Genomic DNA, 24208 nt, shown 5'->3' with positions numbered 1-24208 from the left:
CCCCTTAAAACCCTAAGCTTGAAAGTAGATCATCTACGTCGTCCTGACCAGTGACAACATCATCGCGATTAGACGCATCGATAATTGGTCCTTCGGCTTCTACCTTGTCTGGTTTCTTCTTGGCTTTCTTGGTTTTCTCACTCACATCTGAATCACCAAACATGGTCAGCATATTTACCAAGCTATCTTCCACTTCTTTTACCAGCACGATCACCTTGCGGATCACCTGCCCAGTCAAGTCCTGATAACCCTGGGCCATCAATATCTCTGTGAGCAGTTGATTAAGTTTAGCTGAATCAGCATCAGCCTCTTTCAGCAAACTATCCACGTTGTGACACAGCGATTTGAAGTCACCAAGCTGAATATCCCGCTCCATCAGCTTCTTCCACTCTGGAAGCACATCATGAATACGGGCGTTTAGGCGCTCAGCAATTGGCATGCTGGTCTCAACCGCATCCATGGTGCGGTTGGCTGCATCTTCGGTAGTGTCTATGACGTAATTGAGCCTGGATTTGGCGTCGGGAAGATCTTCCTTAGTCAAATCGGCAAGACGATCATCGATTTGGAAACTATTTAGTGAGTCATGCAACTGGCGGGTTAATTTTCCTACCTGGGCAAATAACTCCATGGAATCCTGTAAGCTAATAGCTTCCAGCAGGGCGGTAGCGCCCTGATAATCTTCCTTTTCGAGTAATGTGACCAGCTGCCTTGCATCTTCCAATGACATTGGCGCTTGAATGGATTCTGTCATACAGGCGTTCCTTAAACTTGAGGATCCGCCAGGACTAACCGAGGCGCTCGAATATCTTTTCCAGTTTTTCTTTCAAAGTGGCCGCAGTGAAGGGCTTAACCACATAGCCGTTCACACCGGCTTGGGCTGCAGCCACAATCTGCTCTTTCTTGGCTTCGGCCGTTACCATTAAAACCGGAAGGTGTTTAAGGTTATCGTCGGCGCGGATGGCCCTGAGCAAGTCAATACCCTGCATTCCGGGCATGTTCCAGTCGGTGACGACGAAATCAAAATCTCCCTGCTGCAGCATAGGCAAAGCGGTGCTGCCGTCGTCTGCTTCAGACACGTTGGTGAAACCCAGGTCTTTCAAGAGATTCTTGATGATTCGCCTCATCGTCGAGAAGTCATCGACGACAAGAATTTTCATATTCTTATCCAAAACCGCCTCCAATGAGGATTCAACAAATTCGTTATTATTCTAGGCTAATCTTCGCGCCAGGATTCCATCCGACTGCGTAGTCTCAGCATGGCTTGGCTGTGAATTTGGCTCACTCTCGATTCGCTCACTTCCAGCACTTCACCGATTTCCCGAAGGTTCAGTTCTTCATCGTAGTACAAGGACAATACGATGGCTTCTCGCTCAGGCAGTGTAGTAATAGCATGGGCCAGCGCTTTTTGAAATGATCCCTGCAACAAATCCTCAAAGGGGGTATCGCTGCCTTTGGAATCCTCCGTTGATATTACATCTTCGGTGACCCCAAGATCCTCAATTCCCACCATCCGGCCAGCATTAACTTCAGTCAGCATCAAATGGTATTCGTCCAGACTCACATTGAGCTTGGCTGCCACTTCCGCATCTTTGGCATCACCGCCCTTTTCCTTTTCGACCTGAGAAATGGCTTCAGAAATGGTGCGATGATTACGGTGCACAGAACGTGGTGTCCAGTCGCCCTTGCGAATTTCATCCAGCATGGCGCCACGAATACGAATACCCGCGAAGGTTTCAAAACTGGCGCCTTTGGAGCCGTCAAAATTTTTCGACGCTTCCAACAGTCCTATCATGCCAGCTTGGATTAGATCGTCAACTAAAACACTGGCAGGCAAACGTGCCATCAGGTGGTGAGCAATACGCTTCACTAAGGTGGCATGTTGCTCCACCAGCTTCTGCTTATCATCCAATTGCTGATAGGCTGCGGCTTTACTATTCACACATTATCTCGCTCGGCAATGGAACGCTGACTGACCAATTGTTCGAGGAAAAATTCTAAATGTCCACCTGGCTGAGAGGGTATCGGCCATTGCGCGGCCTGCTTTGCCAGATTATTGATAGCCACTGCGGCCGGTGAAGTAGGAAAGGCTTCAACAATTGCCTTCTGCTTTCTTACCGCCTTGCGAATATTTTCGTCAAAAGGAACAGTTGCTACTAATTCCAACGCCACATCTAGGAATCTATTGGTCACTTTTGAGAGTTTAGCAAAGAGTTCCTGCCCTTCACGTAAGTTGCGAACCATGTTGGCCACAATCTTAAAGCGGAATACACCGTGATCACGGTTGAGGATTTTAATCAGGGCGTAGGCATCGGTCAGGGAAGTGGGCTCGTCACAGACCACCACCAGAATATCTTGTGCGGCGCGGGCGAAACTGAGCACCATATCGGAGATACCGGCAGCAGTATCCACAATCAATACATCAATTTCGCTACGCAATTCGCTGAATGCGCGGATCAGGCCGGCATGCTCGGTAGGGGTGAGTTCGGTCATGGATTGTGTACCAGAGGAGGCAGGCGCTATCTTGACGCCATAGGGCCCTTCCACCAGCACATCCTCAAGCAGACACTCTCCGGAGAGTACATGACTGAGGTTCTTCTCAACTCGAAGGCCAAGCATTACATCCACATTAGCCAAACCCAAGTCGGCATCAAGCACCAGCACACGCTTGCCCTGCTTCGCCATAGCGATTGCAGTATTAAGGGTGATATTGGTCTTGCCCACGCCGCCTTTACCACCGGTGACGGCAATGACCTTAATTAAGCTGGGTCGATTCATTCTTCTTAAGCTACTCGCTTGATCCTCAATCATATTGATACTGCTGAGTTTACAACTTGCTTCGTTTTATGGGGCATTAAAGCATACTGCTTAAATAGCCTTGCTGCACAGGTAATTATGTACTTGGCTTCGGCTGCCTTGATGTCCTCTGGCACTTTTTGTCCTTCTGTCAAATAACTGACAGGCAACTTGTGCTCAATGGCGACGCTGATAGCTTCGCCCAAACTGTAACATTCATCCAGTTTTGTGAAAATACAGCCCTGCAAGGAAATCTGCCCGTAAGCCTGTACCTGATGTTCCATTACCTGGCGCTGGGCATTTGCAGCCAAAACCAGATAATGTCTGATACTAGTATAAGAGGACTGACTCAAAGTATCTAACTGTTTGATTAATCTGGTATCTCTTTGACCAAATCCGGCTGTATCAATCAGCACCAATCCTTTGCTGCGGAACTGATGCAGAAGCTCAGACAACTCCTCAGCATTACAGGCTTTACGCACTGTACAACCGATAATCTTGCCGTAAGTGGCCAATTGCTCATAAGCGGCGATACGATAGCTGTCGGTCGTGATCAAGGCTACTTGTTGATGACCGTGACGTTGGGCATACTGCGCGGCCAATTTAGCAATGGTGGTGGTCTTGCCGGTGCCGGTTGGCCCTACCAGCGCCACAACCCCACCCTGACGCAGAATATCGTTGTGGGTGGTGTGTAGACGATTGGCAAGCAACTTCATCAGGAAGATCCAGGCATCACGCTCTTCTGCATTCGGCGGAGCAAAAGAAACCAATTGCTCAGACAAATTGGCACTGATACCCATGCGCTCCAGTCTGTCTACCAAAAAATCATGTAGTGGACGGGTTTGTTTACGCTGTTCACGCATCAGCCCAGAAACCTGAAACTCCAGCACATTACGCAGAGATTTAAGTTCCTGACGGATATCCGACATGTTCTTTTCTTCAGAGAAGGCATCCCACTCATTGAAGTTCTCTTCCGGCATTTTGTCAGCGGCAACACTGACCTGGGCCGGACGGGGTGCTTTGATTGGCGCAGGCGCTTTTTCATGGCCCATCTGCTTTTCCAATAAAGCACGCAGGCTATCAGGACCACTGTCACCAATGATTTCACTTAAGGAAGGCGTTCTACCTTGCGGTTTTGCCTGCGGCTGTGGTGCTGCGGCCTGAGGGTTGATCGCAGGTTTCTGAATGGGAGCCTTGACTGGCGGCTCTCTGTCATAGGCCGCCACAATCTCAATGCCATCGCCCACTTTTTTGTTGGACATGATCACCGCATCCCCACCCAGCTCTGCCTTGACCTGAGTTAGCGCATCACGCATGTCTTTACCGTAAAAGCGTCTGATTTTCACCTTTCCCCTCCTGCCACCGTCTGATTACTGCGGTGCCGTTACTGACCTACTGCACTGACAATCTTGATTTGCTTGTCATCGGGAATTTCCTGATATGACAGCACATGTAACCCGGGTATGGCGTGCTTAAGGAACCTGGACAAAATTGGCCTGAGCATTCCAGAGGTTAACAATACCGCTGGTTCACCCGCCATTTCCTGTTGTTGCGCCGCATCGGTTAAAGACTTCTGCAAGCGCTCCGCTAACCCAGGCTCGATGCCGGCACCATCGCCACCACCCGCTTGCAATGACTGGTGCAATATCTGTTCCAGATCCGGAGATAAAGTAATAACGGGGATTTCTTTGGCGCCACCGTTGACCTGCTGCACGATCAAACGCTTCAGAGAGATACGCACAGCAGACACCAGAACGTCGGGATCTTGACTCTTAGGACCATACTCGCACAGGGTTTGTACAATGCTGCGCAGATCGCGAATGGGTACGCCTTCATATAACAGGGTCTGCAGAATTTTTACCACGGTGCTCATGGGCAGAATATCCGGCACCAGCCCTTCCACCAGCTTCGGATTTTGTTTGGCCAGCATATCCAGCAGTTGTTGCACTTCTTCATAGCCCAGCAACTGATAAGCATTGTTGGTTAACAGTTGGCTTAAATGGGTGGCCACCACCGTGGCGGCATCCACTACCGTATAGCCCAAGGTTTGTGCATGCTCTCGCTGATTCGGCCTTATCCATACCGCATCCAGGCCAAAGGCCGGATCCTTGGTCGGTTTGCCATCCAACTTACCAAACACCTGACCAGGATTGATGGCCAGTTCACTGTCATGGCTGATATCCGCTTCGCCAAGGGTTACACCCAACATGGCAATGGTATAAGTATTAGGATTCAGGTCGAGGTTATCGCGGATATGTACAGGTGGGATAAGGAACCCCAGTTCCTGTGATAACTTCTTGCGCACCCCTTTGATACGAGCAAGCAACTCTCCGCCCTGGGATTTATCCACCAAGGGGATCAAGCGATAGCCCACCTCCAAGCCGATGGTATCGACGTGCTGTACGTCGTCCCAGCCCAACTCTTTCACTTCGGTGGATTGTCTGGACTGCTCCGGTTGGACCGGCTGCAAGGCGCCTTCTTTGGCCTGCTGCTGTTCTTTACGCCAATCCCAGAAGGCGTAGCCCCCCAACAAAAACGCAAAGCTTAAAAACGCCATGTGCGGCATGCCGGGTACAATCCCCATCACAAACAGAATCCCCGCCGCAATGACCAACGCACGGCGGTTACCCAACTGCCCTTTGAGCTCTGTGCCGACTTCTTGCTCTTCATTTTCGCGAGTGACGATAATGGCGGTGGCCACCGACAGTAACAGTGAGGGGATCTGTGCCACCAAACCGTCACCGATGGTCAGGATGGTGTAGATTTCAAGGGCACTGGAGAAATTCAAATCATGTTGGATCATACCGATGAAGAGGCCACCCACGATATTGATCAGCATGATAAAAAGGCCGGCGATAGCATCGCCTTTGACAAACTTTGAGGCACCATCCATTGAACCATAGAAATCTGCTTCCGAGGTGATTTCCTGGCGTCTGCGGCGGGCTTCGTCTGAATCTATGTAGCCGGCATTAAGGTCGGCATCGATGGCCATCTGCTTACCCGGCATGGCGTCCAAGGTAAAGCGGGCGCTTACTTCTGAAATCCGCCCGGCACCAGCAGTGACGACCTTGAAGTTAATGATCATCAAGATGGCAAAGACCACAATACCCACGGCAAAATTACCGCCAATTACCACTTCGCCGAAAGACTGAATCACTTTACCGGCGGCATCTCCACCTTCATGTCCTTCGAGCAAAACCACCCGGGTAGAGGCCACGTTCAAGGCCAGACGTAAAATGGTGGCAATCAAAAGGACCAGGGGAAATGCACCAAAATCGATGGGACGCTTGGTGAAGACAGCCACCAGAATGACCACCAGGGACAAGGCGATATTGAAACTGAACAAAATATCCAGCAACAACGGCGGTATAGGCAGAACCACCATGCCCATAATCGCCAGCAATACCAGTGGCGCCCCGAGGCCTGAGGTGAATTGCTGTACCTGGTTCTTGTTGATGCGTGTTAAATAAGCCGGTAATTCCATGGTCAAACAACAAAATATTGACGTCTGACCGTGCATCGCAACTAACGTGCCAGTTCTAAAAATATTCCTGGGATAAACCCCGCATTGCAAAAACGCTGAATATTTAGAATAAACATCTCACCAATACCACATAAAACAAACAGACTGACGCAGCAAGCCATCTTTAAACAGAAAATCGAAATTATTTACCTAATTTTTGGTTGACTGATTTTTTGTGCCAGGTTACTAATAGGGCCAGTAATTCAATACATCTGAATAACATGAAACACGCCTCTCTCGCTTTCCTACTCCTTATGGCAGCACGTTTGCACGGGTAGGTATTGCCGATTGGCGATAGAGATTAAAAAACCCGTGCCCAGCACGGGTTTTTACTTTTTGGAACACAACAAGGCGGATCAGGCCATGACAGACAGAGTGAAGATTTTTGACACCAGCTTACGAGACGGCGAGCAAGCACTGCCGGCCAGCCTGAGCGTAAAAGAGAAGCTTCAAATTGCGCTGGCGCTGGAAAGGCTTGGTGTCGACATTATCGAAGCGGGCTTTCCGGTCTCTTCGCCAGGTGATTTCAAGTCAGTACAAACCATTGCCCGGGAAGTCAAAAATGCCATCGTCTGTGGTCTTTCCCGCGCAGTGATGGCCGATATCGATGCTTGTGGTGAAGCCCTGAAAGTCGCCGAGCGTTTTCGTATCCATACCTTTATCGCCACCTCAGATATTCACGTGGGGGCAAAATTGCGCAAGTCCCAACAAGAGGTGCTGGAGATGGCGGTAAACGCTGTAAAGCATGCGCGTCGTTATACCGATGATGTGGAATTTTCCTGTGAGGATGCCGGACGCACCCATATCGATTATCTGTGCCGGATGGTGGAAGCGGCAATTGATGCGGGCGCCACCACGGTCAATATTCCAGACACCGTAGGCTATACCATCCCCAGTGAATTTGGTGCCATTATCCAAACCTTGTTTAACCGTGTGCCCAATATCGATAAAGCCACTATCTCGGTGCACTGTCATAACGATTTGGGCTTGGCGGTAGCGAACAGCCTGGCTGCAGTGCAGCATGGCGCCAGGCAAATTGAGTGCACCATCAACGGCATCGGCGAGCGCGCCGGGAACTGCTCGCTGGAAGAAATCGCCATGATCCTGCAAACCCGTGAGGCGCTGTTAGGACTAAAAACCGGTATTCGCAGCCAGGAGATTTCCCGCACCTCAAAGCTGGTCAGCCAAATCTGTAATATGCCGGTGCAGGCCAATAAGGCCATTGTCGGTAGCAATGCCTTCAGCCACTCCTCAGGCATTCACCAGGATGGGGTCTTAAAAGCGCAAAATACCTATGAAATTATGACGCCAGAGAGTGTGGGTATTAACAAAAACCATCTGAATCTGACCTCGCGCTCGGGCCGTCATGTGATCAAACACCGCATGTTGGAACTGGGTTACAAAGATGAAGATTATGATTTGGATACCCTGTACCAGGCGTTTTTGAAACTGGCCGATAAAAAAGGCCAGGTTTTTGACTACGATCTGGAAGCCTTGGTGTTCTTTGACCAACAAAAGCAGCAGCAAGCCTTTTATGAGCTTTTGTATCTGCATGCCAACGCCGGCAAAGGGATGATCCCATCAGCAACTGTAAAAATGCGCATGGGCGATAAAGAGGGAACCGCATCGGCCACCGGGAATGGTCCGGTAGACGCCGCCTTTAATGCCATTATCCAGGTCATCGGCAAGCGCGATGTGGAAATAGTCGACTTTAAGTTGGACTCCAAAGGCGAAGGTGCCGATGCGTTGGCGCAGGTCAGTGTGGTTGCCGAGTACAACGGTCGTCGTTTCAACGGTATCGGTCTTGCCACCGACATTGTCGAAGCCGGGGTAAAGGCATTGATTTACGTGCTGAACAACACCTGTTTGGCCGACCAGATTGACGAGAAAAAACAACAACAGAAAATTGCAGGAGTCTAGATGACCCAGTTCAATATTGCGGTGCTGCCTGGGGATGGTATCGGCCCCGAAGTGATGGCAGAAGCCATCAAAGTGTTAGGCGCTGTCGCCGAGCGTTTCTCCTTAACCTTTAATTTGTCGCATTTTGATGTGGGTGGCTGTGCCATCGACAAACATGGCCATGCCCTGCCCCCAGAAACCCTGGCTGGCTGCGAACGCGCCGATGCGATTTTATTTGGCTCTATCGGCGGACCCAAATGGGACAAACTGCCTTTGGAACAACGTCCTGAGCGGGCCGCCCTGTTGACCCTGCGCAGTCACTTCGACCTTTTTGCCAACCTGCGCCCTGCCCGTATTTATCCTGGTCTTGAAGCCCTCTCACCGCTTCGCGCCGATATCAGCGCGGCCGGCATGGACTTACTGGTCATGCGCGAGCTGACCAGCGGTATTTATTTTGGCAAACCCAAAGGCATCGAAGGAGAAGGCGAAGAACAGCAGGCCTTTGACACCATGCGCTATTCCCGTCGTGAGATTCGTCGAATTGCCAAGCTGGCTTTTGAGGCTGCCCGGCTTCGCAATAAAAAGGTAACCTCGGTGGATAAGGCCAACGTGTTGGCATGCAGCCGTTTGTGGCGCGAAGTGACCGAAGAAGTTGCCACTGACTATCCGGATGTCACCCTTGAGCATATCTACATCGATAACGCCACCATGCAGCTGATCCGTTATCCGGCCCAGTTTGACGTGCTGCTTTGCTCCAATTTGTTTGGCGATATCTTAAGCGATGAATGCGCCATGCTGACCGGCTCCATGGGATTGCTGCCTTCCGCCAGTATTAACGAGCAAGGCTTTGGCATGTATGAGCCGGCCGGCGGCTCGGCCCCGGATATCGCCGGGCAAGGCATTGCCAACCCTATCGCACAAATTCTCTCGGCAGCCATGCTACTGCGCTACAGTCTTAACCAAAATGATGCCGCTGACGCCATTGACAAGGCAGTGCAACAAGCACTCACCCAAGGCATGCTGACGGCAGAGTTGTTAAGTAAAGATAAGCAGCATCAAGCCAAAAGCACGCAACAAGTAGGCGACTTTATCACCCGATGCATCAAGGAGCAGCACTGATGGGTAAGACCTTATATGAGAAGATCTGGGATGCCCATCTGGTGGCCCAAGTCGGTACAGATAACCTGATTTATATCGACCGCCACCTGATCCACGAGGTGACCTCTCCGCAAGCCTTTTCCGGCCTTGAGGAAAAAGGCCGTAAGCTACGCTGTCCCGAACGCACCTTTGCGACCATGGATCACAGCATTTCTACCCGCTCATTGGCACTGGATGCCTGCGGCGATGCCAATAAACTGCAGCTGGTGACCCTGAAGGAAAACTGCCAAAAACAGGGTGTCGAGCTTTTCCCGGTGGGCCACAAGCGTCAGGGCATCGTGCACGTGATTGGCCCGGAGTTGGGTCTGATCCTACCCGGTATGACCGTGGTATGCGGTGACTCTCATACCGCTACCCATGGTGCCTTTGGTGCACTGGCCTTTGGGATTGGCACCTCTGAGGTGGAGCATGTGTTTGCCACTCAAACCCTGAAACAGGGCAAGGCCAAAACCATGAAGATAGAGGTCAATGGCAAACTGCCAGTGGGCGTTACCGCCAAAGACATTATCCTCGCCATTATAGGTAAAATCGGTCATGCCGGCGCCACCGGCTATGTGATGGAATATGCCGGCAGCGCCATTGAGGCCCTGTCAATGGAAGGGCGTATGACCATCTGTAATATGAGCATTGAAGCCGGGGCCAAAGCAGGCCTGATTGCACCAGACAAGATCACCTTCGATTATCTGCAAGATAAGCCTCGGGCCCCTAAAGGAGAAGATTGGGATACCGCCCTGACTTATTGGCAAAGCCTGAAATCCGATGCCGATGCCCATTTTGACAAGGTAGTGACGTTACATGCCCAGGACATTAAACCTCAGGTCACCTGGGGAACTAATCCTGGCCAAGTGGTGGCGGTCGATGAGGCGATCCCTGAACCACAAAGCATCAGCGATCCGGTGGCCCGTACTTCTGCAGAAAAAGCACTTAAATACATGGACTTAAAGCCCGGACAGAAACTCAGTGAGGTGGCCATCAGCCATGTGTTTATCGGCTCTTGTACCAACAGCCGTATCGAAGATCTGCGTGAAGCCGCCAAAGTGGCGCAAAAAGGTAAGGTCGCCAGTGGCGTCAATGCCATCGTAGTACCTGGCTCAGTCGCCGTGAAAGAACAGGCCGAAGCCGAAAAACTGGATAGCATTTTCAAAGCGGCAGGCTTTGATTGGCGTTTGCCGGGTTGCTCCATGTGCCTGGGGATGAATGACGACATATTAGGGCCGGGCGATCGCTGCGCGTCCACCAGTAACCGTAACTTTGAGGGCCGCCAGGGCCGGGGCGCCCGCACTCATTTGGTTAGCCCTGCAATGGCCGCCGCAGCGGCGCTGGCTGGGCATTTTGTAGATATCAGGGAGCTTGACGCATGACAGGTATCAGTATTGTTGAAGGCACCGCTGTGCCGATGGATCGGGCCAACGTGGATACCGACCAGATTATCCCCAAGCAATTCCTTACTGCCGTGACCCGCGCAGGCTATGGTAAGCACCTGTTTCACGACTGGCGTTACCTGGATCTGCATGAAAAAGAGCCTAATCCTGACTTTGAGTTGAATAAACCCGAATATCAGGGCGCCAGCATTTTGCTCGCCAGGGAAAACTTTGGCTGCGGCAGTAGCCGTGAACACGCGCCCTGGTCACTGACGGATTATGGCTTCAAGGTCGTGATTGCCGTCAGCTTTGCCGATATTTTTTACGGCAACTGCATGAACAATCAGCTTTTACCCATTGCCCTTGAAAGCCAGCAAATGGATGTGCTGTTTGACGCAGTGAAGGCGGATCCGGCGGTACAGATCACCGTGAATTTACCGGCACAGCAGGTCAAACTGGGCGATTACCGTTTTGATTTCGCCATTGAGGCCCATCATAAATTCAAGTTAATCAAAGGCCTGGATGCCATTGGCGAAACCCTGACGCTACAAGACGCTATTGCCTTATATGAGCGCAGTATTCCCGCCTGGCGTGAATAACCTCTTTTCTTCATTCAGGCATAATAGGACGGGCTATCTTTTCGACTGCTCCACCTGTCGAAGTGGGAGCCGTTCTGCTAGAATTCTCGCCTCTTCTACCCCTTCGGTCAGGAAGACTGGTGGTTCACGCCTTGTGAGCTAAAACACAAAATGTCTAGGATAGTGAAATAATGAAAGCGCATTCTATTGCCTGCCTGTTGCTGGCAACGCTGCTTTATGGCTGCGGCGGAGGTTCTTCGAGCAACGATACTAGCACTCCATCAACACCCAATAGTGCACCAACCTTGTCAGGGCTATTCAGCCTCAATACCAAGGCCAGAGTTGAAGGTTTATTAGTCATTGATGCCAAAGACAGTGACGGTGACAACCTCAGTGTAAGCTTCACCGAAAAACCGGATTGGTTGAGTTACGATTTCAATCAGAATCAACTGACCCTCAAAGCCAACGCCGGCTTTTTTGATATCGGCAGCCATAGCCTGCAGGTCACGGTGTCCGACGGCAAGGCCAGCACCAGCTACCCGCTGAATATCGAGGTGGAAGACAACCCGGATCAATACCAGAACATCAATCTGGGCCGAGATAACTTCACCGGACACTGGGTTTTGGAGTCCGGTCATCAAGTTCACTTGTTCGAGGACTATAGCGGTGTATTCGTCGACAATGACAAACAGCCCTATCCACTGTCCTGGAGCGTTAACTACGGTTTTATCGATATTCGTGTAATGGAGCCGGGTTGCCAGGATTGCACAATGGAAAACCTGGAAATTGAAGCATTGGTGAAAGAGGGCAACAGATATCGGTTGCATATCGCCAGTAACAAGCGAGAGTCCTTTACCACCAATACTCTAGTACCATCAACTTATGCCCCCAACAAAGCCATGTACGGTGATCCCCAATCGCCAGCCGGTTTTGCGTTGTCGCTGGATCTGGATCTGGAAAGAAGCGTCCTGGAAGGACGACTCAATTACTATATAAATGTGGAATGGAATGCACTTCGCTCCGCCAGCTACAGCGGTAGCTACCATGTCAGCCTGGCTGCTTTTGGAAACGCCACGGGCATCCAACTAAATAGCTCCACAGGCACCGCGGTCATCGAGAACTACACTCTCAGAGTGCCCAGAAGGGCAGACAGCAGAGATGTGGAGATCGCAGTAAACTTTATCCTCAGCGAAGCAGAAATTCTGTTTGCCGATACAGCACTGATGATAATGAAAACCACCATCAAGCCGGAGCTAACGGATGAATTTTCCGGCACTAATCTAGCCGAGTACGATGGACTAGAGCACTTTTTACAAAGCAGTTTCACCAGCGTGCAGGAATTCAGTTTGCTCACCCCCACAGAAGCGCCGCAGATAGCGGTGGGCAGCACATATGCATCCAGATTTACTATTCCCGCAGCCTTTGAGAATTACCCCTTACTTAAAAGCGCCAACAGGTTAATTATTGATGATGCTCAATCCGCCAGATTGGAAACCCGTTCCATTGACGGCGACATCTTGTCCATACCAATCAACTGGTCAAGGCAACAGAACAGTTTAACGCTTAGCCATGCCGGGCAATCCACTACCTACCAATTCTATCTCACCCTTGCCGGTGATAGAGTGGCCACCGGCTTCAACCTGCTTACCGAAAGCAATGAAGTCTATACCTATTTCTATAGTTTCGAAGAGGCTCAGCCTATATCACTGAGCAGTGAACAATTGCAGGGCCGCTATCAGCACCTCAGCTTTCTGAAGTTCGATGGCTGGCAGCAGGACCATATGAAATTGGCCGGCAATAACAAAGGCGATTACTACCATTACAGTTACGATGCTGAACCAAGGGGCTTTTGGACGCTAAATGCCGATGACAGCTTTAACCTGGTCAATTATAGATCCAGTTGTGCCGGAGCCGACAGTTATGAAGAATGCGTCTCTATTATCCAGAATGCCAGAGCCAATGGCGAATTCTCTACCCTGGTACGCCGCAAGTTAACGCCCTATAAAATTGAGGGTGACAAGCACTACTTCTGGCAAGAGTTGCAGTATGATTTGTACGATGAAACCATACAAAGTGCTTCTTTGGTGATCATGACTAAAAAGGCCTCTCAGTAATGTTCCACAAAGAAACCCGGTATCCTCAAAAACCGGGTTTCTTTCGTGTCCGACGCCCCGCTTACAACGCAACAGCTTGATCTCTTGTCCACTTTGGTCGATAGTTCAGCCCTGTCTATTCGCGACGTCAACGGCAGTAAGACAATCCTATGTTAAAGCGCTTTCCCATCGACGAAATTAAGGCCGGTATGTATGTGACTCAGGTCACCGAACAGAGCGGTTTTCTTAAGGTGAAAACCTCCGGATTGATCAAGGATCCTGGCATTATTCCCCGCCTTAAAGCGCGTGGCATTAAAGAAGTAGAAGTGGATTTATCACGCAGTCTGCTTGGCTTTGAAAAAGAAGAAGAGCCTGTGGCTGCGCCTAAAGCGCAGGAAGATCCACCACCTAAGAAGAGTGAAGCCGGGGCCCTGAAAGAGGCGCAAAACTTATATAGTCAGGCGAAAACTGTTCAATCAAGAATATTCAAGCGTCTTCGTCAGGGTGCGCAGGTAAAAGTGACCGAACTGATGTCGCTGAGTCACGATATGATGGAGTCGCTGTTTGACAATCCCAATGCTCTTTCCTGTCTAACCCTGATTAAAGACAAGAATGATTATTTGCTGGAGCACTCCCTCAACAGTTCAATCCTGATGGGACTCTTTGCCCGTCACTTGGGTTTCGACCGAGAGTTGATTGATGAACTCGGTCAAGGCGGCATGATGATGGATGTGGGCATGGCCACCTTACAAAACAACTTGCTGGATAAGCCATCCTCACTGACCAACGAAGAGCAAAACTTGATGCGTACCCATGTGGATTTTGGCGTTAAATTGCTGAAATCCTCCAAGATTGAATCGGAAGTAGTACTGGATGTGGTGGCAAACCACCATGAAAGATTGGATGGGTCTGGTTATCCAAAAGGTAAGTCCGGTGATGAGCTGTCCGTATATGCTCGCATGGCCGCCATTGTGGATACTTATGATGCAATGACATCTGATAGACCTTGGCGTAAGGCGCTCACGCCCACACAATCGTTAAAATCACTGTTATCCAGCAGTCAGGGAAAGCTAGATCAACAGTTGGTGCAGCAGTTTGTACGCTGCATGGGCGTCCACCCAGTAGGCTCATTGGTCAAACTCAAGAGCGGTAAAATCGGCATTGTCACAAGGATGAATAAAGAAGATCCCCTGTGTCCCATTGTCCGCACTTTTTACTCAGCTCGCTCACAACATTACACAGAATTAAAGATTGTCGATTTATCCAAAGCACAGGATAAAATCGAATCGGGGGTGCGCCCTGATGAATTTAAAATGAATCTGCCTAAGTTTTTTAAGGATGTGTTTTTAGGACAGTTGGACTAAAAGGGAGTCTAATATGTTGCTGGACAGCGCATGCCCGAAGTGTTTGTCCAGCCCGACCGTCTGAAGCTCGTCATTTGTTACGCATCTCACCAATCGGTTAACGCGGCCATACTAAATTCCTGACCTTTGAACAGCAACACCACTTGCTGGGGTTCGATACGCAGAATTCTCAGGTTGTCGGTGATCCAATCCCCCTCACCTAGCGCCATACCGTTCACCCGTACCCAGCGATCTGCCGCTTCCGAGGCGTACATATGGGCAGAGAAAGAGAGGCTGGGTAAATCGGCCTGCACCCAGGCCGGTAATTGATCCACACTAACCACGTCACTGGTTTCCATTGTCGCAGGACGCTCCCGAACCGGTTTCTCAAGGGGCATTTCTTCATCGAGGGCAATCACCGCTTCGCGGAATTTTTGCATAAGCTCTGGAGAAATATCTTGTGTAGATGGCACTTTAGCAGGCGTGTTAAGTACGTCGCCCTCCACTTCAGCCTCACCGTTAGGAATACTGACCAGCCTTTTGGCAGGCACCGCAGTCTCAGTATCGGGGGACGTTGCTGGTAACTGATCGACAGGGCTGCTGTTCGCTGGCGCCGGCAACGCATCTTGCACATTAACCACGTTGTTTGCCGCTGGCGTCGCAGCTACCTCAACCACCGGCTTACTCTCAAAAATACCGCGCCATTGTTCATAAGTCGCGCCAGTCCAGCCCAGCGCAAAACCGCCGATTAGTACCATCGCCCCGGTAAGGGCCCGTTTGCCGTAATAGCGCCAAGGGCCGGGCAAAGACTGCACCGAAGGCATAAATAAGCTGCGATTAAACTGCTCCGAGAGCTGATTATCCAAAGGCTTATGGCCGCTATCCCGGCGTAACAAAGTTCGGGTATGAGTGGACTTTGGGGCAACAGGGGCGCTGGTTTCCAGTTCTACTGTTTGTGCCGGGTCGATAATCAGTTCACTGACGCCCATCTCACGCAGGCCGTGTACCATGGCCTCGCTGGTTACCAAGCCGGATTTTCGAATTTTTACCGGGCCGTTTTGTGCTGCGATTTGCAGGATCACCATGCCCGGTTTCAGAGCATCAATGCTTACACGCTCAGCCATACAGCCTCCCTGCGATAAATCCCAGCGCCGCGCCCAATAACAATAAGCCCCCCATCAGCAATCCCCATTGTCGGCCTTGGCGCTGGCTGACCACATCCTCGCCCAGAATTTGCCCGGCTGCTGCCAAAAACAGATAGCGCGGTACTTGTGGGCGTTGCTTGGTAAAAGCCAATGTCAGCGCGCGATCGCATAACAGGTTAATCACTCGGGGAATGCCACCGGTGATCTGATACACCGCCTGCAGTGCGCTGGCACTAAACAGACTTTTGTCGCCACCAGCTACTGATAAGCGATGAGCGATATAGTCTTTCACTTCGCTGCCGGTCAGCGGCAACAGGTGATAACGGGCGGTAATACGCTGGGCCAACTGGCGAAGCTCGTTACGTTTAAGCAGTTGCTGCAACTCCGGCTGACCAATCAGCACTACTTTTAAAAGCTTCTCGCGATTGGTTTCCAGATTGGTTAACAGTCTCAGTTGCTCCAATACTTCAGGCAGCAGGTGCTGGGCCTCATCGATAATCAATACCGTGTTGATGCCTCGCTCATGATTGGCTGCCAGACGGCTTAGGATCTTGTCGGTAAAATATTTGAGGCTGGCCTTTTCATCTTCATAGTCCACCCCGAGCTCATCACAGATGGTGGCGAGTAACTCTATGGCCGACAAGGTGGGATTCAGGATCATCGCCACCTGGGTATTATCCGGCAATTGCTGCATCAGTTTGCGCGATACCGTGGTTTTGCCGGTCCCCACCTCGCCGGTGAGCATGACAAAGCCGCCACTTTCCCTAAGACCAAAGGTTAAATGGGCCAGGGCTTCCTTATGCCGGGGACTCATAAACAAATAGTCCGGGTTGGGCGCAATAGAGAAAGGGTTATCTGATAAGCCGAAATAATTCAAATACATGGGCTTGGCGGCACCGGTAATGGAGAGGGTCAACAACAAAGAGAGCCAAGCTAACCCCTTATCCCTGGCTTGTCAAAGGCCAAACTCAGTGAATGATATGCCTTATCGCGTGTCACAAAAAAACAAACAACGCTGGCATCAGAACCGAACGAGCAAGCTCGAGGAGCATTCACTTACTACAGCCATCTCAGGACAATACAAGACTGATTACTTTTCAATCAAAATATTTCCTGAAAACCACTTCCAAATTGCACAATTCCGCCTTATGATGCGCGCCGCTGGGGTATATACGAGCTGAACAGACTAAGGCTACGAGACCGATGCATTGTTTTGGTTGGGCAATAGCCTGAGTTTAATGAGGCAATCAATGAAAATTTCTGTTCTTCCCCTGGTGTTCCTGTGCTTGTTCGCCTTTAACCTGTATGAAAACTACAGTGCTGAAGTGCCTGCTTCTCAAAGCACACAAATCATCGCATCCGATGCCGATATGGTCGATGGGCAAGTTTCTTTTGCCTTAGATAGCATTCCTTCTGTCAGTGCCAAAGTGCAAAAAGCCTGGGACGAAAACGAAGTGGTCGGTACCGCTTTATTTGTCGTTAGCAGCGTGATCCTGGTGCCTTGGTTCCTGGCTCTGTGTGCCTATATGCTGTTTAATCTGACCATGTTAAAGGTGTTTAAGCCACGTAATCTTTGGCCACAAGCCAAGCCTGCCGCCGGCAAAGCACCTGTTGACGCCGTCCAGGTTAACGACAGCAAAGAACTGGTCGACGCTACCAACTAATTCGATCACCGTCCCTTCTTCAGGCAGAATAGCAAGCAAACAACTAAGTTTGCTTGCTTATGCAGATCTACCTAGTGGGCGGTGCGGTCCGTGACCAGCTTTTACATCGCCCAATCAAAGAAAGAGACTACGTGGTGGTCGGTGCCACCGAAGAGCAGATGCTCGACCTTGGCTATCGCCAGGTCGGCAAAGACTTCCCCGTTTTCCTGCATCCTGAAACCGCCGAAGAATATGCCCTGGCCCGCACCGAACGTAAATCAGGCCGCGGCTACACCGGCTTTATTTGCCATGCCGCACCCGATGTGACCCTAGAACAGGACTTGGCCAGACGCGATCTCACCGTAAACGCCATGGCCCTGGACAATGACGGGCAACTGATCGATCCCTTTAATGGCAAACAGGACCTTGATAACCGCATACTGCGTCATGTTTCCGATGCCTTCGTGGAAGATCCCCTGCGTGTACTTCGGGTCGCCCGCTTCGCCGCACGCTATCACCATTTGGGCTTTGGTATTGCCAATGAAACCCTGGAACTGATGCGCGAGATAGCCCAATCCGGCGAACTGGCTCACCTGTCTGCCGAACGGGTATGGAAAGAGACGGCCAATGCCCTTAGCGAAAACCATCCCGATGTATTTTTTGAAACCCTGCGCGCGGTAGGCGCACTGAAAGACTGGTTTGGCGAGCTGGATGCGCTTTGGGGCGTACCCAATCCGGCCAAATGGCACCCCGAAATCGATACTGGGGTGCATACCATGATGGTGCTCAGTCAGGCGGTATCGCTGTCTGATAGTCTGGCCGTACGCTATGCCGCCTTGGTCCATGATCTGGGCAAGGCGATGACTCCACCCGAGCACTGGCCATCCCATCGCGGCCATGAAACCCTTGGCCTGAAAGCCATCGAAGTGATCAGCGACCGATTAAAAGTGCCCAATGACTGCCGCGACCTGGCGCTGTTGACGGGTGAGTTCCACACCCATTTACACCGCGCCTTTGAGCTGCGGCCGGAGACAGTGCTTAAAGTGCTTAATCGCTGTGACGCCTGGCGCAAACCCGAACGTTTCGAGCAGATGCTGATTGCCTGTGAAGCCGATGCCCGCGGCCGCCTGCATTTTGAAACGGCTCCCTATCCGCAGGCGGATTATTTTCGTGATGCTTTCGCAGCAGCCCAACGGGTGCAAGCCCAGCCATTTGTTGAGCAGGGTATTAAAGGCAAAGATATTCGTAGCGCCATGGACAAAGCCCGACTAAAAGCCATCGCCGAGATGAAGGACAAGTGGCAATCAATATCAGGCATAAAAGCCTAGCCACCTATACGGCGGCTAGCCCTTCTGCATGTGAATTTTTTTTGCGGCGCATTTTCAGTCCAAACAACGGCCTTAGCCAGTTGCTGCGTTTGGCAATCTCATAACCCAGATAACAGCCAGCACTGGTCAGCAGCAGAATAATCACCGCTTCGAGTCCTGGGGCCAATGCAAGACTTTTCAGGTTGGCGGCGGCAACAATAATCAGAGTCTGATGCAACATATACCAGGGCAGAATCGCGTCATTGGCGTACCTGAGAGTTGGACTGGGCTTATTCAGCCAATGGCCTGCTAATCCCAGTACTGCCAATATCCAGGCCCAATGATTGACGGTATACACCATACCGTAGGTTATTTTCACCGCCAGGTTCTCGTTAAACAATGCCGCGGCATCAGGAAACGCCTGATGATTATCCAGAATAATCAAGCTGTAGGTGCAAAGCGCCAACAACAGCAGACGGTTCCGGTTTGCGATAGCCCCTTGCCACCAGCGCTGCTGCAAAGGAAAAACATAACCGAGCACAAAGACGCTGAAATATTTACCATGGTTGTACCAATCATCTAATAGCGCATGGGTACTGGGAAAAGATTGGCGAAGCGCCAACCAGATCAACATCAGAATGACAGCCATGGCGAAAAAAGCCATCCAGAAAGGCACAGCTATCAGCATTTGGCCTTGAGCCAAGCGTTTAAGCACTGGCGCCAACAGCAGAATCAACAAGCTGTAGCACCACAGATAAGGCAGAAACCATAAGTGATTCCAGGTAAGCAGACCGATGGGGCTATGGTGTTCAACCAGCAAAGTGGTATGGGGGTTGATGTACTCCAGCCAGAAGGCCCAAAAGCCCGGTTCAATCAGGCCTTGGTCAAGGGCCTCATAGTAAGGCTGTGGTGCCACAATCACGAACATCCCAAACAGCAGCGGCAGCATTAACCGGCGGGTGCGAATACTGGCCAGCTCAGTGTATTTATATTTGTCCGCCACCAAGGCCAGCGCCATGCCCGAGATAAAAAACAACAAGGACATACGCCAGGGATTCGAGAGGATCATTACATCCTGGAGCCAAGCGAAAGTTTGCTCGTTTTTGATATGCCAGCCCCAATCAGCTACGTAATACATGCCGACGTGGTACAAAATCAATATGCCAAATGCCAGGGTACGCAGCCAGTCAATGTCATAGCGCCGTGCATTCTGCGAAGTTTGCGTTTGAGTCATAAGATATCCTTAGGGTAGATTAGCGACCCTAGCATGGGCATGAAACGTCATAGCAAATAGCAGCAAATGGCTTAGCGGACGGGCTTTGGGGATAAGCGGTGGAATACCGGGATAAGCAACAACAGCAAAAAGCAACCTTATTTGAGCGTTTTGATCGTCGGCGTCATCTTTATCTGTGGCTGGCTGTCGGCTTGTATCTTTTAATCAACAACGGCATTAATGCCTCATCGGTGTGGATGGAGCATAATCGCGACGGAAATCCCGGCATTGCCCTGTGGGAGCCGATTGTCTGGGAATATACCAGTGCCCTCAGCACCTTGATTTTACTGCCGCTACTGTTCTCCATGGCCAGGCGATTCCCCCCCAAAATGACGCGCATCGGCCAGCAAATTTTGCTGCATTTTGGTGCCAGCCTGGTGCTTTCTCTTTTACATGTCGCCCTGATGGTATGGATGCGTGAGCTTATCTATTTGATGCTGGACAACCACTACCAATTTGGACCGCTGGTGCGGGAGTTTTTCTACGAGTATCGTAAAGATGCCTGGGGCTATTTGTTTTTCTACAGCCTTTACCAAATATATTTATTTATCTACAGCCGCCTTCGCGGCGAAGCAGAGTTGATCGGCTCACAACAAGCCAATGAAAACCAGCCAGTGCCGGATCATCTGCTGGTACGCAAGCTGGACAAGGAGTTTCTGGTCAAGGTAGAAGATATCGACTATCTGGAATCGGCCGGTAACTATGTCAATCTGTATAGCGGCGGTCGTATCTATCCTCTTCGTGCCACTTTGGCCACTACTCTCGAGCGCTTGCAAGGCAAGGGTTTCAGCCGCATTCACCGCTCTTATGGGGTGAATCATAACGCCATCGACAATATTCGTTATCTGCCAAGCGGCGATGGCGAAATACAACTTAAAAACGGCCAGGCGTTGAGCCTGTCGCGCCGCTACAAAGACGACTTTAAGCGGCAGTTTCACTGATGACTGTAGACTATCTGTGGCTGGGGCTGGCCATTTGGCTGGGATTCACCGTACAGGCGGTAGCGGGCTTTGGCTCTATGGTAGTGGCGGTCTCATTGAGCAGTCTGATGTTTGCCATCCCGGAGCTGCTGCCGATCCTAATCCCGCTCAATATTCTGGCCACCGGCTCCATGGCCTGGCAATGCCGCCGGGATGTGGATTGGATGCTACTGCTTAAAGGCATTCTCCCCTCCATGATCCTCGGCATGGGCGCAGGCATTTTGCTTTTGGATGAGTTACCCGGAAAAGCACTAAAAACCGGCTTCGCGCTGCTGGTACTTTGGTTTGCACTGCGCGAGTGGATAAAGCTTTATCGTAATCTGCCGATGAATCCACGCCCTGCCTGGTGGCGTCAGCTTTGGACCTTATTGGCTGGGCTGGCACAGGGACTCTATGGTTCAGGCGGCCCGCTTTTAGTCTATGCCATCGGTAGCAAAGGCCTGAACAAAGCCGCATTTCGCGCAGTGCTGCTATGTGTCTGGTTTTCGCTGAACAGCCTGTATACGGTTGTGATGCTGTTCCAACATAAGGTACAACCTGTTGCTGGTCTTATTCTGCTGTATGCCCCGCTACTGTATCTGGCTATTCGCTTGGGCAACTATCTGCATCATAGGGTAGACGAACGCCAGTTTAAGCAAGGTGTTTGTGCTTTGTTGGTGATGTCGGCTTTGGCGATGCTGGTGAGTTGATTCCCGCTTACAACATGCGGGAATGACGGGAATTGTTACTGTATGCGGCGGAGTTCCCGATTACTGCATTCGGGAATGTTCCAGTTACAACTAAGGTAAATGAGGGATGCCCGATAAAAACATTCGGGCAAGACAGCCAGTGACAGTTGTATTAGCGGGGATCCCGTCATTCCCACATGTAGTAAGTGGGAACACACCCGCATGCTTTAAGCGGGAGTCTATTCCAGGAACATTGCTGGATGCCCGATAAAAACATTCGGGAATGACGGTAGGTTACATTATAATCCGGGCCATGCTTGTATAAGTTTCGCCCCGGCTAGATGCCGTCGCTAATTGGATACCTATGTTCGATAAATTGGAACTCGACGACAACCTGGTACGCGCCTGTCGCGAATTAGGCTTTAAAAACCCCACCAGCATTCAGGAAATGGTGTTACCTCCCGCCATGGAGGGTAAAGATATCCTCGCTTCTGCGCCCACTGGCACAGGTAAAACTGCCGCATTTCTATTACCTGCGCTGCAGTTTATGCTGGATTTTCCTCGTCGCGAGCCTGGAAGCTGTCGCGTATTGATCCTCACCCCCACCCGCGAGTTAGCGCTACAAATTTATGAGCAGGCCCAGGCGTTGTCGCGCTTTACCCACTTTAACTGCGGCGTTATCACCGGCGGCATCAACTACGGTACCGATAAAGACACCCTGTCGCAGAATCTGGATATTCTGGTAGCCACGCCAGGCCGGCTATTTGAACATATCGAAAACGAGACCTTCGATTGCAGGGATATCGAAATTCTGGTGTTGGACGAAGCTGACCGCATGCTGGATATGGGTTTTAGCAGTATCGTCAACCAAATTGCTGCTGAAGCCCGCTGGCGTAAGCAAACATTCCTGTTCTCTGCAACGCTGGAAGGCCCGGGGATAGCCCGCTTCGCCCGTGACATTCTCAAGGATCCGGTGCAGGTAGAAGCCAACCCCAGTCGCCGCGAACAGGGCAAAATAATGCAATGGATGCATCTTTGCGATGATGCAGCCCATAAATTTGCCCTGTTGGAGCATATCCTCAAGAACCAGGTACAAACCGCCATTGTGTTTGTCAAAACACGTGACCGCCTGATGCAATTAAAACAGCAGTTGGACAGTGCACAAATTCCCTGCTGCTGGTTACAAGGCGAAATGCCGCAGGATAAACGTATTGATGCCTTAGTGCGCTTCAAATCTGGCGCCGTCAAGGTGTTGATAGCCACCGACGTGGCGGCTCGTGGCATCGATATTCCCGATGTCAGCCATGTGATCAACTATGATTTACCGCGCACCGCCGATGTCTATGTACACCGTATCGGACGTACCGGTCGCGCCGGTAAAAAAGGTATCGCCATCTCCCTGGTGGAAGCCCATGACTATAAGATGCTGGGCCGTATCGAACGCTATTCAGGCGAGCTGATCAAAAAACGGGTAATCGATGAGCTGAGGCCTAAGCACAAAGCCCCCAGCCTGGCGAAGAAAAAGAAAAAAGCTGCTGCCAAGAAAGGCAAAAGCACCGTCAAAAAGTCTGCCACTAAGAGGGCGAGTAAATCTGCCTAAGCCACAAGCTACCGGCATACTTCGCTTTCGCAGGCCATATTTAAGCTGGGCAGACCCTCTTGGGGAGTCTCGAGCAACCGTTTGAGTAGGCTACCCTTTAAGTGTTTAGGCGCGGCCAGGTAATCCACAGAGTTGTCTATTACCGCCACGCCTTTCACCACCTCTTTAGCAAATCCTAAACTTGCCAGATTTTCATGCACCACCGGCATAAAGCCGGGAATAAAGTCCACGCGATTTTGCATTAGCATTTGTTCCAGAATGGTGGGCGATGATGAGGTGATAATTGAGATATGCTTTTCGGTAAAGCCGAAACGACGTAAGGCACTGCACTGCGCACTGGCGCGTGTACAAGCCACCTGATGATCACTCCCCAACCATTGCGCTTTGGTTTGCTCAATAAAGGGAGAATCGCTTCGCGCAATCAGCTGCATCTCTCCGCTGTCATACAGTGGCAAAATCCAGTGGTATTGGTCTTCGCGTTGGGGAGTTCTGAGCAACTCAAATATCAAACTGCTATCGTCACTTGCAAGCATATCCATGGCTCTTGGCCAAGGTAAAAAAACAATCTCGTAGCTTAATGTACTGGCCTCCATAAAGCGCTTTAGCTTGTCGATGGACGCCCTGGCAAACTTACCTTGCGGTTTACTGAGCTCGGTTTGCGTATGCAGATTAACGAGCACGGCAATATCCGGACGCTCTGCAGCAATAGCGGAAAGTGGCAGAAAGAACCACCACCACGCTCCTGACTTGCACTGCATTACTAACCAGTTCAGCATCTGCCTATAACGCCTTGGCCTTGTCTGGCTTAGCATAGCTTGTCCTGTGGGTCATGCCATATGGCTTG

At 50.9% G+C, this 24208-nt stretch carries 21 protein-coding genes; 11 read left to right on the top strand and 10 right to left on the bottom strand.

Translation table 11 applies throughout. The features are described 5' to 3' along the window. Positions 1-4: 4 nt before the first annotated feature. Genes P2G88_RS04345 through flhA form a run of 6 tightly spaced genes read right to left on the bottom strand, consistent with a single transcriptional unit; the run spans position 5 to position 6277 of the window. Entirely contained in the window at positions 5-751 is a 747-nt protein-coding gene (locus P2G88_RS04345; RefSeq protein WP_275794471.1) for a protein phosphatase CheZ, read from the bottom strand. Positions 752-785: 34 nt separating this feature from the next. Next, positions 786-1169, bottom strand: coding sequence for a chemotaxis response regulator CheY (gene cheY, locus P2G88_RS04340; protein ID WP_275794470.1), 384 nt, complete (start codon positions 1167-1169; stop codon positions 786-788). A gap of 44 nt (positions 1170-1213) precedes the next feature. Continuing rightward, positions 1214-1939: an RNA polymerase sigma factor FliA gene (locus P2G88_RS04335; protein WP_275794469.1), complete on the bottom strand. Its 726-nt coding sequence runs from the start codon at positions 1937-1939 to the stop codon at positions 1214-1216. Beyond that, entirely contained in the window at positions 1936-2808 is an 873-nt protein-coding gene (locus P2G88_RS04330; protein WP_275794468.1) for a MinD/ParA family protein, read from the bottom strand. Before P2G88_RS04330 ends, P2G88_RS04335 begins: the two co-directional genes overlap by 4 nt. Continuing rightward, on the bottom strand, positions 2805-4139 hold the full coding sequence (gene flhF / locus P2G88_RS04325; RefSeq protein ID WP_275794467.1) for a flagellar biosynthesis protein FlhF: 1335 nt from the start codon (positions 4137-4139) through the stop codon (positions 2805-2807). The genes P2G88_RS04330 and flhF overlap by 4 nt, the downstream gene beginning before the upstream one ends. A gap of 38 nt (positions 4140-4177) precedes the next feature. Then, entirely contained in the window at positions 4178-6277 is a 2100-nt protein-coding gene (flhA, locus tag P2G88_RS04320) for a flagellar biosynthesis protein FlhA (protein ID WP_275794466.1), read from the bottom strand. Positions 6278-6679: 402 nt separating this feature from the next. Between flhA and leuA the strand changes: the two genes are divergently transcribed. The 6 genes from leuA to P2G88_RS04290 all read left to right on the top strand — a co-directional run bounded on the left by leuA (position 6680) and on the right by P2G88_RS04290 (position 14769). Further along, complete coding sequence (leuA, locus tag P2G88_RS04315; RefSeq protein ID WP_275794465.1) at positions 6680-8236, top strand: 2-isopropylmalate synthase; 1557 nt, start codon at positions 6680-6682, stop codon at positions 8234-8236. Beyond that, positions 8237-9334 carry a 3-isopropylmalate dehydrogenase gene (leuB, locus tag P2G88_RS04310; RefSeq protein WP_275794464.1) on the top strand — a complete coding sequence of 366 codons (1098 nt, stop codon included), beginning with the start codon at positions 8237-8239 and terminating at the stop codon, positions 9332-9334. It begins immediately after the preceding gene. Further along, a complete protein-coding gene (gene leuC, locus P2G88_RS04305) occupies positions 9334-10734 on the top strand; it encodes a 3-isopropylmalate dehydratase large subunit (protein ID WP_275794463.1) in 1401 nt (466 codons plus the stop codon). Before leuB ends, leuC begins: the two co-directional genes overlap by 1 nt. Further along, positions 10731-11333, top strand: a complete 603-nt coding sequence (gene leuD, locus P2G88_RS04300) for a 3-isopropylmalate dehydratase small subunit (protein ID WP_275794462.1) — start codon at positions 10731-10733, stop codon at positions 11331-11333. Before leuC ends, leuD begins: the two co-directional genes overlap by 4 nt. A 170-nt stretch (positions 11334-11503) precedes the next feature. After that, positions 11504-13426, top strand: a complete 1923-nt coding sequence (locus P2G88_RS04295; protein ID WP_275794461.1) for a hypothetical protein — start codon at positions 11504-11506, stop codon at positions 13424-13426. A 149-nt stretch (positions 13427-13575) separates the two neighbouring features. Next, positions 13576-14769, top strand: coding sequence for an HD-GYP domain-containing protein (locus tag P2G88_RS04290; RefSeq protein WP_275794460.1), 1194 nt, complete (start codon positions 13576-13578; stop codon positions 14767-14769). An 86-nt stretch (positions 14770-14855) separates the two neighbouring features. On the opposite strand, the gene P2G88_RS04285 is transcribed toward P2G88_RS04290, so the two are convergent. Together P2G88_RS04285 and P2G88_RS04280 are read right to left on the bottom strand one after the other, a co-directional pair. Further along, positions 14856-15872, bottom strand: coding sequence for a general secretion pathway protein GspB (locus P2G88_RS04285; protein WP_275794459.1), 1017 nt, complete (start codon positions 15870-15872; stop codon positions 14856-14858). Beyond that, on the bottom strand, positions 15865-16776 hold the full coding sequence (locus P2G88_RS04280) for an AAA family ATPase (protein ID WP_275794525.1): 912 nt from the start codon (positions 16774-16776) through the stop codon (positions 15865-15867). Before P2G88_RS04280 ends, P2G88_RS04285 begins: the two co-directional genes overlap by 8 nt. Positions 16777-17143: 367 nt before the next feature. Here P2G88_RS04280 and P2G88_RS04275 point away from each other — a divergent pair, with 367 nt between their 5' ends. Both P2G88_RS04275 and P2G88_RS04270 read left to right on the top strand, forming a co-directional pair. Then, positions 17144-17557 (top strand): hypothetical protein, encoded by a 414-nt coding sequence (locus P2G88_RS04275; RefSeq protein ID WP_275794458.1) that lies wholly within the window; start codon positions 17144-17146, stop codon positions 17555-17557. Positions 17558-17616: 59 nt separating this feature from the next. Beyond that, complete coding sequence (locus tag P2G88_RS04270; RefSeq protein ID WP_275794457.1) at positions 17617-18864, top strand: multifunctional CCA addition/repair protein; 1248 nt, start codon at positions 17617-17619, stop codon at positions 18862-18864. Positions 18865-18868: 4 nt separating this feature from the next. Here the strand turns inward: P2G88_RS04270 and P2G88_RS04265 are convergent, their stop codons facing one another. Further along, positions 18869-20077, bottom strand: a complete 1209-nt coding sequence (locus P2G88_RS04265; protein ID WP_275794456.1) for an acyltransferase family protein — start codon at positions 20075-20077, stop codon at positions 18869-18871. 98 nt (positions 20078-20175) lie between these two features. Here P2G88_RS04265 and P2G88_RS04260 point away from each other — a divergent pair, with 98 nt between their 5' ends. From P2G88_RS04260 to srmB, 3 genes are all read left to right on the top strand, one after another. Further along, the gene (locus tag P2G88_RS04260) at positions 20176-21057 is read left to right on the top strand and encodes a LytTR family DNA-binding domain-containing protein (protein WP_275794455.1); all 882 of its coding nucleotides are present in this window, start codon (positions 20176-20178) and stop codon (positions 21055-21057) included. Then, a complete protein-coding gene (locus P2G88_RS04255; RefSeq protein ID WP_275794454.1) occupies positions 21057-21785 on the top strand; it encodes a sulfite exporter TauE/SafE family protein in 729 nt (242 codons plus the stop codon). The genes P2G88_RS04260 and P2G88_RS04255 overlap by 1 nt, the downstream gene beginning before the upstream one ends. 343 nt (positions 21786-22128) lie before the next feature. Further along, on the top strand, positions 22129-23364 hold the full coding sequence (gene srmB / locus P2G88_RS04250; RefSeq protein WP_275794453.1) for an ATP-dependent RNA helicase SrmB: 1236 nt from the start codon (positions 22129-22131) through the stop codon (positions 23362-23364). Between the two features lie 8 nt (positions 23365-23372). Here the strand turns inward: srmB and P2G88_RS04245 are convergent, their stop codons facing one another. Beyond that, entirely contained in the window at positions 23373-24140 is a 768-nt protein-coding gene (locus tag P2G88_RS04245) for a transporter substrate-binding domain-containing protein (protein WP_275794452.1), read from the bottom strand. Between the last annotated feature and the right edge of the window lie 68 nt (positions 24141-24208).

The sequence above is a fragment of the Aliiglaciecola sp. CAU 1673 genome (genome assembly GCF_029223185.1).
GTDB lineage: Bacteria > Pseudomonadota > Gammaproteobacteria > Enterobacterales > Alteromonadaceae > Bowmanella.
Note: the sequence above shows the minus strand (reverse complement) of the source record. Positions and strands in the feature narration are given on the sequence as shown.